Origin of the sequence: Paenibacillus sp. FSL R7-0216, from assembly GCF_037969915.1 — a bacterium.
Taxonomy (GTDB): Bacteria; Bacillota; Bacilli; order Paenibacillales; family Paenibacillaceae; genus Fontibacillus; species Fontibacillus rhizolycopersici.
In genome coordinates, this window is record NZ_CP150222.1 from 2,271,040 (window position 1) to 2,287,124 (window position 16,085).

A 16,085-nucleotide genomic window follows, 5' to 3' on the forward strand; every position below is an offset into this window, starting at 1 on the left:
AGGCGAACGGTACAACCACAAGAGGGCTTTCGGCAGTCAGCGCCTGCAGGCTTTTTACGCCGCTGGCCAATTGCTGGAGGCCCTTTTTTTCGATTCATGGGAATAAGTCAGCTAGCAAGGTGAGGGGAGAGGACATGACCGAGACGCAAGACAAGAGAAACCGGCTGGAGCTGTTGATGAAGCAGGCAGACGTACCCGCTTCACTGATCGACCCGTATTTTCTTGACGGGCATATCGAAAAGGTGGAGGTCAGCCGCAGCAATCGGGAATGGAGAATCACCATTCAGAAGGACACATTGGTTCCGGCCCAGGCCTATCGTACATTTTGCCTGCGTGTGAGAGAACGGATGGAGCATATTGCGATCATTACTTTCGAATTTCACTACGGAGCCAATCTGTCTGCCAATGACATCGTCGGCGAATATTGGTCGCTATTTCTCGAATGGGTGAAACGCCAAATTCCATCGGTGAACGGTTGGATGGCCCGAGCCGGGTTTGACGTGGACGGAGACATGGTGACGGTGACGCTGGGGGACGCCATGGCGCTGGAATTGGCCCGCAAGAAACAAATCGATAAAGCGATCACCGCTTATTACGAAACGTATTTTGCCCTGCCGTTAAGGGTCAAGCTGCAAACCGGCGAACCTGACGTCGAAGCGTTTGAAGAGTTCCAACAACGGATTGTAGAGGAAGAACGCGAGGTCATTCAACAGATGATGGAGAGCGTCGCGGTCGAAGCTCCTCCGGAAGAAGTTGAAGGAGAAGTCATCAAGCTGCAGCTCGGAAACGACATCAAGGAGCAGCCCGTTCCGATTCAGCAAGTTCAAGACGAAGAGAAGAAAATTACGATTCAAGGAACGATCTTTGGCCTGGACCGCAAGGAGTTGCGGAACGGCAACACGTTATTTGTGTTTTTCTTAACCGATTTCTCCGATTCCCTTCAGCTGAAATTGTTCGCCAAGAATAAAGAAGATTTGAAGGTCATGGGCCAGCTCGCTAACGGCAAGTGGATCAAAGCGAGGGGCAAAGTAGAAATGGATCGCTTTATGCCGGTACCCGAGTTAGTGATGATCCCGTCGGATCTATGCGAAGTATCTGCGCCGCCGGGACGCAAGGACAATGCTCCAGAGAAACGCGTCGAGTTCCATCTGCATACGTCCATGAGCACGATGGACGCCGTAACGCCAATTGGCGATTATGTGAAGATGGCTGCCAAGTGGGGGCATAAGGCGATTGCCGTAACGGATCACGGCGGCGTGCAAAGCTATCCGGATGCGGCGAAGGCAGCGAAGAAAAACGGCATCAAAATGATCTATGGCGTCGAAGCCAATGTGGTAAACGACAATGTTGCAGTCGTGCTGAACCCGCGAGGGGATGATCTGAAGACGGCGACCTACATCGTATTTGACATCGAGACCACCGGCTTATCGGTAACGCAGAACAAAATCATCGAAATTGCGGCCGTGAAGATGCAGGAAGGCAAGGAGATCGATCGCTATGCGACCTTTGTCAATCCGCATGAACGGATACCCTACCATATCCAACAACTGACGAATATTAACGACGATATGGTGAAGGACGCACCCGATGTGGAGCCGGTGTTGAAACGGTTCGTCGAGTTTGCGGGGGACTCGATTCTGGTCGCTCATAACGCCCGGTTTGACTATGATTTCGTTAATGCCAAGCTGAAGGAACTGGGGCTTCCGATCATGGAAAATCCAGTGCTGGATACGCTGGAGTTAGCCCGGATGCTATTCCCTTCCATGAAGAATCACCGGCTGAATACGTTGGCCGCCAAATATAAAGTTTCGCTGGAGAACCATCACCGGGCGATCGATGATACATTGGCGCTTGGCGAGATTTTGAACGGTCTGTTGGAAGACGCTGCCAAAATCGAAGGGTATAAATCCCTAGATCGTCTGAACGACAAGGTGGGGAAGGACTTGTCTAATTCCCGTCCGTTCCACTGCGGGATTTATGCGTTGAATCAGGTCGGTAAGAAAAACCTGTTTAAGCTCATTTCGATGTCGCATACCGAATATTTCAAGCGGGTACCGTGCATCCCGAAATCTAAGCTGGTGGAGATGCGCGAGGGACTATTGATCCTGTCCGGCTGTGAGAAGGGCGAGTTTTTCGAGGCCGTGTTGAACAAGTCGGTTGAGGAAGCGGAAGCGGTCGCTGAATTTTATGACGTGCTTGAAATCCAGCCGCTTACAATGTACATGCATTTGGTGGAAAAAGGGTTGGTCGGCAGCACAGCAGAACTGGAAACGGCCATCCGCAAAGTTGTCGAGATTGGCATGAAGCTGGATAGACCGGTTGTCGCTACTGGAAACGTGCATTACCTGGATCCGAAAGACAAGCTGTACCGCGACATTACGATACATGGGATCACCGGCTTCAGTCCTTTAAAAGATATTCGCAAGCCGGACGCGCATTTCCGGACGACGGAAGAGATGTTGGAGGAGTTCGCTTTTCTCGGGAAAGAGAAAGCCTTCGAGGTGGTCGTGACAAACACGGCGGCGCTAGCCGACAGGTTTGAAGAGCTGGAGTTGTTCCCGGACAAGCTGTTTACCCCGATTATCGAAGGGGCGGACGACGAAATTCGCCGAACCTGCTACGATACAGCCAAATCGGTTTACGGCGATGATTTACCGGAAGTGATCATTAAACGGTTGGAGAAGGAATTGGAGCCGATCATCAAATATGGGTTCTCGGCCAACTATCTGATCTCCGAGCGGCTGGTGAAAAAGTCGAACCAAGACGGTTATCTCGTCGGCTCCCGGGGGTCGGTTGGTTCGTCAGTGGTCGCACTATTCCTTGGCATTTCCGAGGTGAATCCGTTGCCGGCCCACTATATTTGCTTAAACCACGAATGCAAATACAGCGAATGGTTCCTGGACGGCAGCGTGCCTAGCGGCTTTGACCTTCCCGACAAGAGTTGCCCGAAATGCGGCGGCAAGCTGAAGGGCGAAGGCCAAGACATCCCATTTGAGACGTTCCTGGGCTTTAAAGGCGATAAAGTACCGGATATTGACCTTAACTTCTCCGGCGAATATCAGCCGGTGGCCCACAATTACACCAAAGTGCTATTCGGGGAGAAGAATGTTTTCCGCGCGGGTACCATTGGTACGGTTGCGGAGAAAACGGCATTCGGATTCGCCAAGAAATACGAAGAGGAACATAACAAGAGTTGGCGCGGAGCGGAATTGAACCGCTTGGCGACGGGGTGTACCGGCGTTAAGCGCAGTACCGGTCAGCATCCCGGCGGGATTGTTGTCGTTCCCGATTACATCGAAGTCGAGGACATCACTCCGGTGCAATATCCGGCCGATGATACGGGGGCGGAGTGGAAAACAACCCATTTCGATTACCACGCCTTTGACGCCAACCTATTGAAGCTCGATATTCTAGGGCACGACGATCCGACGATGATGCGGATGCTGCAGGATTTAACCGGAATTGATCCGCAAACGATCCCGATGAACGATCCGAAAGTCATGAGCATGTTCAACTCGACGGAATCGCTCGGAGTTGCGCCGGAACAGATCCGCACACCGGTCGCGACCTATGGCATTCCGGAAATGGGAACGAAATTCGTTCGTCAGATGCTGGTTGAATCGCAGCCTTCTTCTTTTGCGGACTTGCTGCAAATTTCCGGTCTATCACACGGAACTGGGGTATGGCTTGGGAACGCGCAGGAGCTGATCAAGAACGGAACCTGCAACATCAAAACCGTAATTGGTTGTCGGGACGATATTATGTTGTTCCTGATCTATAAAGCGGGGATGGATGCAGGATTGGCCTTTAAAATTACGGAGAGCGTTCGTAAGGGGAAAGGGCTGACACCGGAATGGATCGAGGAAATGAAGAAATGCAAAGTGCCGCAATGGTACATCGACTCTTGCCTGAAGATCCAATACATGTTCCCGAAGGCCCATGCCGCCGCATACGTTATTTCCGCGGTGCGGACCGCTTATTTCAAACTGTATCACCCGATCGAATATTATGCGACGTATTTCTCGGTCCGCGGCGAGGACTTCGATATCGAGCTGTATTGTCAAGGGTATGAAGCGATTTATCGCAAAATCGAAGAGATCGAGCAGAAGGGTTTCCAGGCATTGCCGAAAGAGAAAAATATGTTGCCAATCCTGGAGATGGCGCTCGAAATGACGGCTCGCGGCTTCCATTTCAAACCGATCGACCTGTATCGCTCGGACGCTACCAAATTCATCGTGGACGGCGATTCGTTGATTCCTCCTTTCTCGGCGCTTGCCGGCATCGGGGAGAATGCGGCTAAAAATATCGCCGCCGCGAAGGAGCAAGGCGAGTTTCTCTCGATCGAGGACTTCCAGCAGAAATCCAAAGCGAGCAAAACGATCGTCGAGCTTCTGAATTCCATGGGCTGCTTCCGCGGCTTGCCGGAAAGCAACCAGCTGTCATTATTTTAATTATAAGATTCGACGCCGGATATACTCCTGGCCTCCCCTTCGTGATCGAAAGATGGCTTTTTAAACAACGACTACAATCAAGGTTTAGAAAGACAGGTTTGGAGCACCGAGAAGGTTGGAAGAAACTAGGGACTGAGTAGCGGAACGTACGCATTGGGTACGTGAGCAACGGAAGGCCCGGTTGAATCCAAGATTCGACGCCGGATATACTCCTGGCCTCCCCTTCGTGATCGAAAGATGGCTTTTTAAACAACCTTACACAGTAAAGGTGTTTTACTTGTCACTTGGTATGTACTATGTTATAATTTTTTTGGCAATCATGAAGATAGAACCGTTGTTAAAGAGTGGGGAAACCCACTCTTTAATCTTTGGTATATAGGATTGAATTATTGGAGGTAATGTACGCTTGAGCACACCAAAGATCAAAGCGACCGTCGAGAAAATGGTCACGCCTTATTTGGAGGAGAACGGCTTTGAACTGGTTGACGTGGAATACGTCAAGGAGGGAAGTAACTGGTTCCTCCGCGTATTCGTCGACAAAGACGGCGGCATCGATATCGATGACTGCGGCCGGATCAGCGAATACCTTAGCGAGAAGCTCGACGAGAACGATCCGATTCCGTCGGCTTATTTTCTAGAAGTGTCTTCGCCGGGAGCGGAACGTCCCCTGAAGAAAGCCGAGGATGTATCCAAGGCGGTCGGCAAAGACGTATTTGTTACTACATACGAACCGGTAGACGGCCTGAAAGAATTTGAAGGCCGACTTCTTTCCTTCGAGGACGGCGAATTGGTCGTCGAAGTCGGGAAGAAGGGTCACGCCATTCCATATAACAAAGTAGCCAGCGCAAGATTGGCCATTATTTTCTAGTGTGACCTACGGGAATCATGAAAGGGGGAACTCGAGGCAAATGAGCATGGATTTTATCGAAGCCTTGAATGAATTGGAAAGGGACAAAGGGATCAGCAAGGATATCTTGTTCGAAGCGATCGAAGCGGCGCTGATTTCAAGCTACAAGCGAAACTTTAATACGGCGCAAAACGTGCGTGTGGATATGAATCGCCATACCGGCGCGATTAAGGTGTACGCCCGCAAACTCGTAGTTGAGGAGGTCCTCGATCCGCGCACGGAAATTTCGCTGCCTGCGGCACGCGAGATTAATCCCAACTATCATCTTGACGACATTACCGAAATCGAGGTAACTCCTCGCGACTTCGGCCGGATTGCGGCACAAACCGCCAAACAGGTCGTCACACAGCGCATTCGCGAAGCGGAACGCGGACTTATCTATAATGCGTTCGTAGAGAAGGAAGAGGATATTGTAACCGGGATCGTGCAGCGTCAGGATCTGCGCAACATTTACGTTGATCTCGGCAAGATCGAAGCCCATTTACCGTTGAATGAATTGATGCCTAACGAGAAGTTCAAGCACGGCGATCGGATTAAAGCGTACATTACCAAGGTGGAAAACACGACGAAAGGACCGCAAATTTTGCTGTCCCGTACGCATCCGGGCTTACTGAAGCGGTTGTTCGAGCTGGAGGTTCCGGAAATTTTCGACGGTGTGGTGGAGATTCGTTCCGTGGCTCGCGAAGCCGGCTTCCGTTCCAAGATTGCGGTATTCTCGCGCAATAGCGAAGTCGATCCTGTGGGCTCTTGCGTTGGACCCAAAGGCACACGCGTACAAACAATCGTGAATGAACTTCGCGGTGAGAAGATTGACATCGTTCGTTACTCGGAGAGCGTCGAGGAGTATGTTGCGAATGCGCTGAGCCCATCCAAAGTGCTCGAAGTTCAGGTGTTTGAGGCGGAGAAAATGGCTCGCGTCATTGTGCCGGATTACCAGCTGTCGCTGGCGATTGGCATTAAAGGACAAAACGCTCGCCTCGCAGCCAAATTGACCGGTTGGAAAATCGACATTAAGAGCGAAACCCAAGCGGAAGAGGAATTCGGCAGAGAAAAAACCGATCTAGGCGAATTGCCTCAGGATTCCATCTCCGTGGACTAATCGGGGGGTGGCAAGGATGAAGCAAAGAAAAGTACCGCTGCGCAAATGCGTGGCTTGCCAGGAAATGATGCCCAAGAAGGCGTTGATCCGCATCGTGCGTTCTCCAGAGGGTGAAGTATCCATCGACCTGACGGGCAAAAAATCGGGTCGAGGCGCCTATCTCTGCGGCAAATCCGCCTGTTTCAAGCTTGCCCATAAGTCGCGAGCGCTTGACCGTGCTTTGAAAGCTCCGGTCGGGGCCGAGGTTTATGAGCAGCTGGCTCGCGATTTCCTGGCTGTGGAGGATGAATTCCTCGCTGCTCAGGCGCGGGCGGAGGAAGAGGACGAAGATGAATAAGGCCCAGCCGTTGTCCGGACTTGGCCTCGCGATGCGGGCGGGTAAACTGGTGACAGGTGACGAAATCGTCCTGAAAGCGATTCGATCGGGAGAAGCTAAGCTTGTGATCTTAGCAGGGGATGCTTCAGCCAATACGCAGAAGAAATTCCGCGACAAATGCGGGACCTACAAGATCCCGCTCATGATTGGTTTCGACCGGGAAACGCTCGGGGGGAGTGTCGGCAAGCCGGAACGGGTCGTTCTGGCTCTCATCGATCAGGGGTTTACCGAGTTGATACGCAAAGCGATCTTGAAAACATCGGAGGTGGAGTATATTGAGTAAACAAGAAAAACAAGATAAGCTCAGGGTGTACGAATACGCCAAATCGCTCAACATGAGCAGCAAAGAAATTATTACGATTCTTAAGCGTCTTAATATCCCGGTCAACAATCACATGAGCGTGATGGAGAACGATACCGTTGGCCGTGTGGAACAGTTTTTCAAGGATATTAAGAGCAATGCGGCAGCGAAACGAGAAAACTCGGGACGAAACGATTCTCCTGCCAAATCGCCGGCACCGGCTTCCGCAGGAGGAAGCCAAACACCGAAAGCCTCATCCGGAGAACCTTCCGGTCATCGCGGAGATCATGGACGCCAAGTACAAAGCAGCGCAAACGCACCCGTTAAAAACCAAAATCAACAGGAAAAGCAGGTAAGCATGAATAATAAACCAAAAACAAACCCAAACAATACAAGCGGCAGCACAGCTGTTCAGGAAAGATCGAGCCGTCCGAACGGCGGTAATCATCAAAGTTCTCGTCCACAAGGCCAAGGCGGGACGAATTCATCTGGCCCGAACCGGAGCCCGCAAGGCAACCGGGGACCAGGTCAAGGTGGCCAACCACGTAATGATGGCGGACAACGCCAAGGCCAAGGCCAAGGCCAAGGTGGCGGAAATCGCGGACCGCAGCAGCAAAACCGCAGCTTTACGCCAAGTAATAATAATAATGGTGGCGGGAACGGCGGAGGCCAGCGCCAAGGCCAAGGTCAAGGCCAAAGCCAGGGGCAAGGTCAGAGAAGAGGAAATAACAACAACAATAATGGCGGCAGAAACCAAAGAGGTTTTGACGATAACCGAAACGGCGGCAATTATAGAAATAACCGCGGTGGCAAGGGCGGACGCGGCAAAGGCCCGCAGCAGCCACCACGTGAGAAGATCGACAATACGCCGAAGAAGATTATCGTACGCGGTACGATGACGGTTGGCGAAGCCGCCAAATTGTTGCACAAGGACGCTTCCGAAGTTATTAAAAAACTGATCTTGCTTGGTGTGATGGCAACGATCAACCAAGAGCTCGACATCGATACCATCTTGCTGCTTGCTGGAGATTTCGGCGTTGAGGTCGAAGTGAAAATTCCGGTTGAAGAAGACCGTTTCGAAACGCTGGAAGAGGTTGACGAGGAAGCAGATTTGAAGGAACGTCCGCCTGTCGTGACCATTATGGGCCACGTCGACCATGGTAAAACCACATTGCTTGACGCCATCCGTTCGACGAACGTGACCGGCGGCGAAGCCGGCGGGATTACGCAGCATATCGGTGCTTACCAAGTTGAGATCAACAACAAGAAGATCACGTTCCTAGATACCCCGGGCCACGAGGCGTTTACGGCGATGCGTGCTCGCGGTGCGCAGTTAACTGATATTACGATCATTGTGGTTGCTGCAGACGACGGTGTGATGCCGCAGACGGTCGAAGCGGTAAACCATGCCAAGGCGGCGGGATTGCCAATCATCGTTGCTGTAAACAAGATCGACAAACCGGACGCCAATCCGGATAAAGTGAAACAGGAATTGACAGAATATGGACTAGTGCCGGAAGAATGGGGCGGCGACACGATTTTCGTCAATGTCTCGGCGAAGCAAAAACTTGGATTGGAAGGCTTACTTGAAATGATTCTGCTCGTAGCGGAAGTCAATGAGTACAAAGCCAACCCGGATAAACGCGCTCGGGGCGCGGTCATCGAAGCCGAACTTGATAAATCCCGCGGTCCGGTTGCTCGCATACTGGTTCAGCACGGGACGCTGAAAGTCGGCGACGCCTTCGTCGCAGGTAATTGCTTCGGCCGTGTTCGTGCGATGGTTAACGATCGTGGACGTCGTTTAAAGGAAGCTGGCCCATCAACGCCGGTGGAAATTACCGGTCTTAACGAAGTGCCTCAAGCCGGCGATCCGTTTATGGTATTCGAAGACGAACGCAAGGCTCGTTCAATTGCCGACAAGCGGGCTATTACGCAGCGTCAGTCCGATCTGGGCTCGAATACGCGCGTCACACTGGATGATCTGTTCCGCCACATCAAGGAAGGCGAAATTAAAGATCTTAACGTTATCATCAAAGCCGACGTGCAAGGTTCGGTTGAAGCGCTCAAAAGTTCACTCGAGAAAATCGAAGTCGAAGGTGTTCGTGTCAAGATCATCCATAGCGGTGCCGGTGCCATTACCGAATCCGACATTATCTTGGCGGCGGCTTCGAACGCGATCGTGATCGGTTTCAACGTTCGTCCGGACAACCAAACGAAAGCGACGGCCGAGCAAGAGAAGGTCGATATCCGACTGCATCGCGTCATTTACAATGCGATCGAAGAGATCGAGCAAGCCATGAAAGGGATGCTTGATCCGGTTTACAAGGAAACCGTTATCGGCCACGCTGAGGTCCGCAATACGTTCAAGATCAGCAAAGTCGGGACCATCGCCGGCTGTATGGTGACTTCCGGCAAAATAACCCGCTCTGCGGAAATGCGTTTGGTTCGCGACGGGATTGTGGTATTCGAAGGAAAAATCGATTCACTGAAACGTTTCAAGGACGACGCCAAGGAAGTCGCCCAAGGTTACGAGTGCGGGATTACCCTGGACAATTACAATGACCTTAAAGAAGGCGACGTCATTGAGGCGTTCATCATGGAAAAGGTTGAACCGAAGTAAGGTGGGTGTCTAAAATGGCCAAAAATCGTACCGGCCGCGTAGGCGAACAGATTAAGAAAGAACTTAGCGTGCTCATCCAGAGTGAACTGAAAGATCCGCGCATCGGTTTTGTCACGGTGACCGGGGTCGATGTGACAAGCGATTTGTCACAGGCCAAAGTTTATCTCAGTGTGTTTGGCGACGAAGAGAAGAAAAACGAATCCTTAAAAGCGATAGAGAAAGCAACTGGCTTCTTACGCACCGAAATCGGAAAACGAATTCGGCTGCGTCATACGCCGGAGTTGATCTTCAAGATCGACGAATCCATCGCTTACGGCAGCCGGATCGAGAAGATTCTCGGCGAAATCACGCACGAGCACGAAGAATGATATGTAACATGAAGAATGATATTTCAAATGGAATCAAAAACTCAGCTTCTCAGTACCGAGAAGGTTGGATGAACCGGGGACCGAGTAGCGGAGCGTAGGTAAGCCTACGTGAGCAACGGAGGGACCTGGTGAGTTCAAGATTCGATGTCGAATGGCTACATGAAATACATCGTGATCCAAAGATGAGTTTTTGATGTCCTCTAGAAGGAGACGGCTATGCAGACGACCTATGAACGGGAGCTGAGTCAGAGCAAGGAGTTTTTGACTCAGAATGATCATTTCCTCATCGTGTCGCATGTTCAGCCGGACGGTGACGCAGTCAGTTCCACCCTTGTGGTGGGCTGGCTTCTGTCATGTCTGGGCAAAAAATTCGTGATGGTCAACGAAGGGCCGATCCCCAAGCGGATGCGTTACCTTTGGCATGCGGAGGAAATTCTCGACTTGTCGGTCACGCCGCTTGACCGTAAATTTGATCATGTGATTTGCGTGGATTGCGCCGATTTCAAACGAGTAGGTACCACGCACGAATGGTTTGCCGAAGGCGCGCAGCTGCTGAATATTGATCATCATCCGACCAATGATCTTTACGGTTCGGTCAATCTCGTCGTACCGAGCGCGGCAGCCACTGCCGAGATCTTATTCGATCTTCTTGCTTATATGGGACTCGAATTGGACGAGTCGGCTGCAACAGCGCTTTATACAGGTTTGTTGACGGATACCGGTGGGTTTCGGTATTCCAACACGTCGCCGAAGGTCATGGCGGCCGCATCCAAACTGTTGGAATACGGCGTAGACGGTCCCGGATTATCCGAGCTGTTGCTGGAGCAAATGACGTTGCCGCAGCTGCGCTTACTGACCCGGGCACTAAATGGTCTTGAGCTTACGGAAGACGGGAAGATTGGCTGGGTATCCGTAGATGACGAAGATTTGAAAGCGACCGGTGCGGTTCACGAGGATATGGAAGGCATCGTCAATTATCCGCGGAATATTCAAGGGGTCGAAGTAGGGCTGCTGTTTAAAGTCATTAACGAACATGCCGTTAAGGTGAGCATGCGATCCGCCGGGACCGTCGATGTGGCAAGGGTCGCCCAAAGCTTTGGTGGAGGCGGACATGTCCGTGCTGCTGGTGCTCGCATCGAGGGTACCTTGGAGACGATCATCCCAAGGGTTCTGGAACAAGTGAGGCTGCAGTTATGAATGCATACGAAGGCATATTGCCTATCCACAAGCCGGCTGGGTTTACTTCTCATGATGTGGTCGCCAAATGCCGCGGCATTCTGAAGATGAAACGGATCGGTCATACCGGCACGCTAGACCCGGCAGTCACAGGCGTGTTGCCGTTATGTCTAGGTCGCGCAACGCGAATGGTTGAATATTTGCAAGAATTGCCGAAGGAATATGAGGCGACTCTAGTGCTTGGCGTTGCTACGGATACGGAGGACATGACGGGCGAAATCATCGAACAAGTGGAAGAAGTTCGGGTCACGGAAGAGGAAGTTCGACAGGTATTGTCCCGTTTCATTGGAACGATCTCACAGATTCCGCCGATGTATTCCGCACTGAAGCAAGACGGCAAGCGATTGTATGAGTTGGCGCGGGAAGGTAAAACCGTGGAGCGTAAGCCCCGCGAAGTGACGATTCATGAATTGGAGCTGCTGGCTTTCCATCCGGAAGGACCTCATCCTCGGATTTCTTTCCGGGCGTTATGTTCCAAAGGGACTTACATCCGCACACTGTGCGTCGATATCGGGCGAGCTCTAGGCGTCCCTGCTGCGATGACCGAGTTAAAGCGGACAATGTCGGCCGGCATCGCGGAGTCGCACTGTCTGACGCTGGACGAGGTAGCGAGGCATGTCGCGGGCGGAACGCTGCAAGAGCATTTACTGCCGGTTGATAGAGCTGTGGAGCATTTGCCGGCCCATATCGTCGAGGCCGATAAGGTTAAAGCGGCATTGCAAGGTCAACGGCTGTCTTCTACCGTCGTATCTCCAGCGGTCAAACGCGGTGAAACCGTACGGCTTTACAGCCCAGAACATCAATTTTTAGGCATTTTCCGGGTGGAAGAGGAGACGATGGCTGTGAAGGCAGTCAAAGTGTTTTTACCCGAATAGGACTCATGAAATGCGCATTCCGAGGGAAATTGCAGGTGACACGATCATGGAAACGATAAGATTATCATATCCACTAACCGAACGATTTATTGAACAAAATGCTCGCCCGCAAGTGCTGGCGATCGGTCAATTTGATGGGCTTCACCTGGGGCATGCCAGCGTGATTGATTCTGCTGTCAGGCTGGCTGGCGAACTAGGCCTTCCCGCCTCCGTCATGACGTTCCATCCGCATCCGAAGGAGGTCATGAAGAAAGGCGATTATGACGGCTACTTGACGCCCCCGGAGGAGAAGGAGCGAATTTTACGGGAAATGGGCGTGGATTTCGTATATATCGTTGAATTTAACGATGCCTTCTCCCGGGTGAGTCCGCAAAATTTCGTATCCGGGATCTTGGTGCCGCTTAAGGTACACACGGCGGTTGTTGGCTTTGACTTCCGCTATGGTTACCGGGGTGAAGGAGACGCAGGGATGCTTCGCGAGTTGAGCGGCAATGTTCTGGACGTGAACACGGTGCCGCCGTTCCTGATCGATGGGGAGAAGGTCAGCAGCTCGGGTATTCGTAAGGCACTGCAGGAGGGCGAAATCGAGTTAGCCAATCGCTGGTTTGGTCGGACGTACTCGCTGAGAGGGACGGTCATGCACGGTGAAAAGCGTGGGCGCCAGCTCGGTTTTCCGACAGCGAACCTTAAACTGGCGGAACACTATGTCGTGCCGGCCAGCGGGGTATACGCCGTGCGGGTTACCCACAACGGCACCACCTACACCGGTGTGATGAACGTTGGGGTCAAGCCAACCTTTCATGAGGATGGGAAGATCTTTTGGCTCGAAGCTCATCTATTTGAGTTTTCCGGTGAGATTTATGATGAGAGCTTGTCCGTGGAATTGGTTCATTATATCCGTGAGGAGCGCAAGTTCACTTCGCTGGATGAGTTGATCGCCCAAATCGGACGGGATGCAGATACCGCTAAACGTCTGCTGAAGACTTCCCCGTAATCAAGCCGGACTTGGCATTTACTTTGCCTATCGGCTATGATATACTATGTAACGTTGTCATGCGGAAGAACATGTTTTTTCCAAGCGGCAGCAGAACCTTGGCTTGGTTGCGCGGTTTCACCGCCGGCGACGAGGCTAACGGCGATTTGAGATAAAGGAGGTGAACAGGATGGCATTGACTCAAGAACGTAAACAACAATTGATCCAAGAGCACAAAACTCATGAGTCCGATACCGGATCCCCTGAGGTGCAAATTGCTATCCTTACGGAGAACATCGTGAATTTGACGGACCACTTGCGTACGCACAAGAAGGACCATCATTCCCGTCGCGGTCTTCTGAAGATGGTTGGTCAACGTCGTAAGTTGTTGGCTTACCTGAAGAACAAAGACGTGAGACGTTACTCCGCTTTGATCGAGAAACTTGGATTGCGTCGTTAATTCGAAAGTTTGATAAAAGCAGCCTAGTTGCATGGCGGACGCTGGCGAAGCGTGCGTGTGCGGCCGGGTTGCTTTTTACCCATTTAGGGGCTTGTTACGATAAGCTTCCACGATCAGCTCCTTCAGGAGCTTTTGTTATGAGGACATCTTTCTATTGCTAGACAGCCGTTCATCTTATGAATTGCCGAAAAGCAGGAAATAATGAACTCAGTACCGAACTTGTAATGGTGATAAGGAGGGATTTCATGCAGAATCAAGTGAAAATGAATTTGGGGGGGAGACCTCTCATTTTGGAAACCGGCCGATTGGCCAAGCAAGCAAACGCGGCCGTCATGGTCCGCTACGGAGATACGGCGGTGCTTTGTACGGTTACGGCCTCTTCGGAGCCCAAGGACTTGGACTTTTTCCCGTTGACGGTCAATTATGAAGAGAAACTTTATGCAGTCGGTAAAATTCCCGGTGGCTTCATTAAACGGGAAGGACGTCCGAGCGAAAAGGCCATTTTGGCTAGCCGCTTGACCGACCGTCCGATTCGCCCGCTGTTCCCGGAAGGATTCCGTAACGACGTGCAAATCGTAAACCTGGTCATGAGCGTGGATCAAGACTGCGAGCCGGAAATTGCGGCAATGATTGGGACTTCTGCAGCGCTGAGCATTTCCGATGTTCCGTTTAACGGGCCGATCGGCGGCGTAGCGGTTGGACGGGTTAACGGGCAATTCGTGATTAATCCGGACGTGGCTGAGCAAGAAGCCAGTGACATTTACGTGGTTGTAGCCGGTACCAAAGACGCCATCATGATGGTGGAGGCGGAAGCCAACGAAGTGCCTGAAGAGGTGATGCTCGAGGCGATCATGTTCGGCCATGATGAAATCAAGAATATCGTTGCCGTCATCGAAGAGCTCGTGAAAGTAGCCGGCAAAGAGAAGATGCAAGTGAAGCTCCATAAAGTGAATGAAGATGTGAACCGGGAAGTTCGCGCTTTGGCCCAGAATCGTCTGGTTGAAGCCGTGAAAATTGCCGAGAAGCATGCGCGTCAGGATGCGATTGATGCCATCAACGACGAAACGGTGGCTCATTTCGAAGAGAAATACATAGAATCGCCGGAATTGCTTGCCGATGTGAAGGAAGTCTTGCATGACATCGTTAAGGAAGAAGTACGCCGGTTGATTACCCATGATAAAGTGCGCCCTGACGGTCGTAAATTGGAAGAAATTCGTCCGATCGAATGCGATATTAATCTGTTGCCACGTACGCATGGCTCCGGTCTGTTTACCCGCGGTCAAACGCAAGCGTTGAGCGTATGTACGCTGGGGGCACTGGGTGACGTTCAAATTCTTGACGGCATCGATCTGGAAGAATCCAAGCGCTTTATGCACCATTATAACTTCCCGCCGTTCAGCGTTGGTGAAGCTCGTCCACTCCGGGCTCCGGGCCGCCGCGAAATCGGTCACGGCGCTCTAGGCGAACGCGCGTTGTCGAAGGTGATTCCGCCGGAAACCGAATTCCCGTATACGATTCGTCTTGTATCGGAAGTATTGGAATCCAACGGTTCGACGTCCCAAGCGAGCATCTGCGCCAGCACGCTGGCCATGATGGATGCGGGCGTTCCGATCAAAGCTCCGGTTGCCGGGGTGGCGATGGGTCTGATTAAAGACGGCGAGCACGTGTCTATCCTGACTGACATTCAAGGGATGGAAGATCATCTCGGAGACATGGACTTCAAAGTGGCAGGCACTTCGGAAGGCGTTACGGCTATTCAAATGGATATCAAGATCGACGGAATCGACCGGCAGATTTTGACCGATGCTTTGAAACAAGCCCGAGAAGGTCGGATGTTTATCCTGTCCAAAATGATGGAGCGCATTCAAAAGCCGAAGGAGCATTTGTCCCCTTACGCGCCGAAGATCGTTATCATGCACATCAATCCGGACAAGATCCGCGATGTCATCGGGGCAGGCGGCAAGATCATCAACAAGATCATCGAGGAAACCGGCGTGAAAATCGATATCGAACAAGACGGCCGCGTATTTATCGCTTCTACGAACGAAGAGATGAACAGCAAAGCGCGTTCGATTATCGAAGGGATCGTCAAGGAAGTCGTGGTCGGTGAAATTTATGTAGGTACCGTCAAACGGATTGAAAAATTCGGCGCTTTCGTCGAGATTTTGCCGGGGAAAGACGGTTTGGTGCATATTTCCCAGTTGTCCACGGAACGCGTAGCTAAAGTGGAGGACGTCGTGGCGATCGGTGATACGGTAACTGTCAAGGTAACCGAGATCGACAACCAAGGACGGATAAATCTTTCCCGCAAAGCGGTACTAACCGCAGAAACGGAAAAATCCTCTTCCAACTAAATAACGCAGCTTGACGACGCAGGCCATCCTTGCGGGAAAAGAGACAGAATGAATCAATTCTGGCT

12 protein-coding genes are annotated in these 16,085 nt (G+C 51.7%); all 12 read left to right on the forward strand.

All coding sequences use genetic code 11. The features are described from left to right. The first annotated feature begins 134 nt into the window (after positions 1-134). Positions 135-4,451 (forward strand): PolC-type DNA polymerase III, encoded by a 4,317-nt coding sequence (locus tag MKZ15_RS10200; protein WP_339821717.1) that lies wholly within the window; start codon positions 135-137, stop codon positions 4,449-4,451. 406 nt (positions 4,452-4,857) lie between these two features. Then, complete coding sequence (rimP, locus tag MKZ15_RS10205; protein ID WP_339821720.1) at positions 4,858-5,319, forward strand: ribosome maturation factor RimP; 462 nt, start codon at positions 4,858-4,860, stop codon at positions 5,317-5,319. A gap of 40 nt (positions 5,320-5,359) precedes the next feature. Next, positions 5,360-6,457 carry a transcription termination factor NusA gene (gene nusA, locus MKZ15_RS10210; RefSeq protein ID WP_155608016.1) on the forward strand — a complete coding sequence of 366 codons (1,098 nt, stop codon included), beginning with the start codon at positions 5,360-5,362 and terminating at the stop codon, positions 6,455-6,457. A gap of 16 nt (positions 6,458-6,473) precedes the next feature. Beyond that, a complete protein-coding gene (locus MKZ15_RS10215; RefSeq protein WP_155608015.1) occupies positions 6,474-6,794 on the forward strand; it encodes a YlxR family protein in 321 nt (106 codons plus the stop codon). Beyond that, the gene (locus MKZ15_RS10220; RefSeq protein ID WP_155608014.1) at positions 6,787-7,116 is read left to right on the forward strand and encodes a ribosomal L7Ae/L30e/S12e/Gadd45 family protein; all 330 of its coding nucleotides are present in this window, start codon (positions 6,787-6,789) and stop codon (positions 7,114-7,116) included. The genes MKZ15_RS10215 and MKZ15_RS10220 overlap by 8 nt, the downstream gene beginning before the upstream one ends. Further along, positions 7,109-9,754, forward strand: a complete 2,646-nt coding sequence (gene infB / locus MKZ15_RS10225; protein ID WP_339821726.1) for a translation initiation factor IF-2 — start codon at positions 7,109-7,111, stop codon at positions 9,752-9,754. The genes MKZ15_RS10220 and infB overlap by 8 nt, the downstream gene beginning before the upstream one ends. Positions 9,755-9,768: 14 nt before the next feature. Continuing rightward, positions 9,769-10,122, forward strand: a complete 354-nt coding sequence (gene rbfA / locus MKZ15_RS10230; protein ID WP_155608012.1) for a 30S ribosome-binding factor RbfA — start codon at positions 9,769-9,771, stop codon at positions 10,120-10,122. A 216-nt stretch (positions 10,123-10,338) separates the two neighbouring features. After that, on the forward strand, positions 10,339-11,319 hold the full coding sequence (locus MKZ15_RS10235; protein ID WP_213621719.1) for a bifunctional oligoribonuclease/PAP phosphatase NrnA: 981 nt from the start codon (positions 10,339-10,341) through the stop codon (positions 11,317-11,319). Further along, positions 11,316-12,233: a tRNA pseudouridine(55) synthase TruB gene (truB, locus tag MKZ15_RS10240; RefSeq protein WP_155608010.1), complete on the forward strand. Its 918-nt coding sequence runs from the start codon at positions 11,316-11,318 to the stop codon at positions 12,231-12,233. Before MKZ15_RS10235 ends, truB begins: the two co-directional genes overlap by 4 nt. 46 nt (positions 12,234-12,279) lie before the next feature. Continuing rightward, positions 12,280-13,227 (forward strand): bifunctional riboflavin kinase/FAD synthetase, encoded by a 948-nt coding sequence (locus tag MKZ15_RS10245; protein ID WP_155608009.1) that lies wholly within the window; start codon positions 12,280-12,282, stop codon positions 13,225-13,227. Between the two features lie 169 nt (positions 13,228-13,396). Further along, a complete protein-coding gene (gene rpsO, locus MKZ15_RS10250) occupies positions 13,397-13,666 on the forward strand; it encodes a 30S ribosomal protein S15 (protein ID WP_018752384.1) in 270 nt (89 codons plus the stop codon). A gap of 245 nt (positions 13,667-13,911) precedes the next feature. Continuing rightward, positions 13,912-16,020, forward strand: a complete 2,109-nt coding sequence (gene pnp, locus MKZ15_RS10255; RefSeq protein ID WP_213621718.1) for a polyribonucleotide nucleotidyltransferase — start codon at positions 13,912-13,914, stop codon at positions 16,018-16,020. Positions 16,021-16,085: the final 65 nt, after the last annotated feature.

Excerpts from the sequence above, each read along its gene's own strand:
- MKZ15_RS10220 (WP_155608014.1), top strand. The coding sequence starts at position 6,787 with ATGAATAAGGCCCAGCCGTTGTCCGGACTTGGCCTCGCGATGCGGGCG.
- nusA (WP_155608016.1), top strand. The coding sequence starts at position 5,360 with ATGAGCATGGATTTTATCGAAGCCTTGAATGAATTGGAAAGGGACAAA.
- pnp (WP_213621718.1), top strand. The coding sequence starts at position 13,912 with ATGCAGAATCAAGTGAAAATGAATTTGGGGGGGAGACCTCTCATTTTG.
- MKZ15_RS10215 (WP_155608015.1), top strand. The coding sequence starts at position 6,474 with ATGAAGCAAAGAAAAGTACCGCTGCGCAAATGCGTGGCTTGCCAGGAA.
- rpsO (WP_018752384.1), top strand. The coding sequence starts at position 13,397 with ATGGCATTGACTCAAGAACGTAAACAACAATTGATCCAAGAGCACAAA.
- MKZ15_RS10200 (WP_339821717.1), top strand. The coding sequence starts at position 135 with ATGACCGAGACGCAAGACAAGAGAAACCGGCTGGAGCTGTTGATGAAG.
- MKZ15_RS10245 (WP_155608009.1), top strand. The coding sequence starts at position 12,280 with ATGGAAACGATAAGATTATCATATCCACTAACCGAACGATTTATTGAA.
- MKZ15_RS10235 (WP_213621719.1), top strand. The coding sequence starts at position 10,339 with ATGCAGACGACCTATGAACGGGAGCTGAGTCAGAGCAAGGAGTTTTTG.
- truB (WP_155608010.1), top strand. The coding sequence starts at position 11,316 with ATGAATGCATACGAAGGCATATTGCCTATCCACAAGCCGGCTGGGTTT.
- rbfA (WP_155608012.1), top strand. The coding sequence starts at position 9,769 with ATGGCCAAAAATCGTACCGGCCGCGTAGGCGAACAGATTAAGAAAGAA.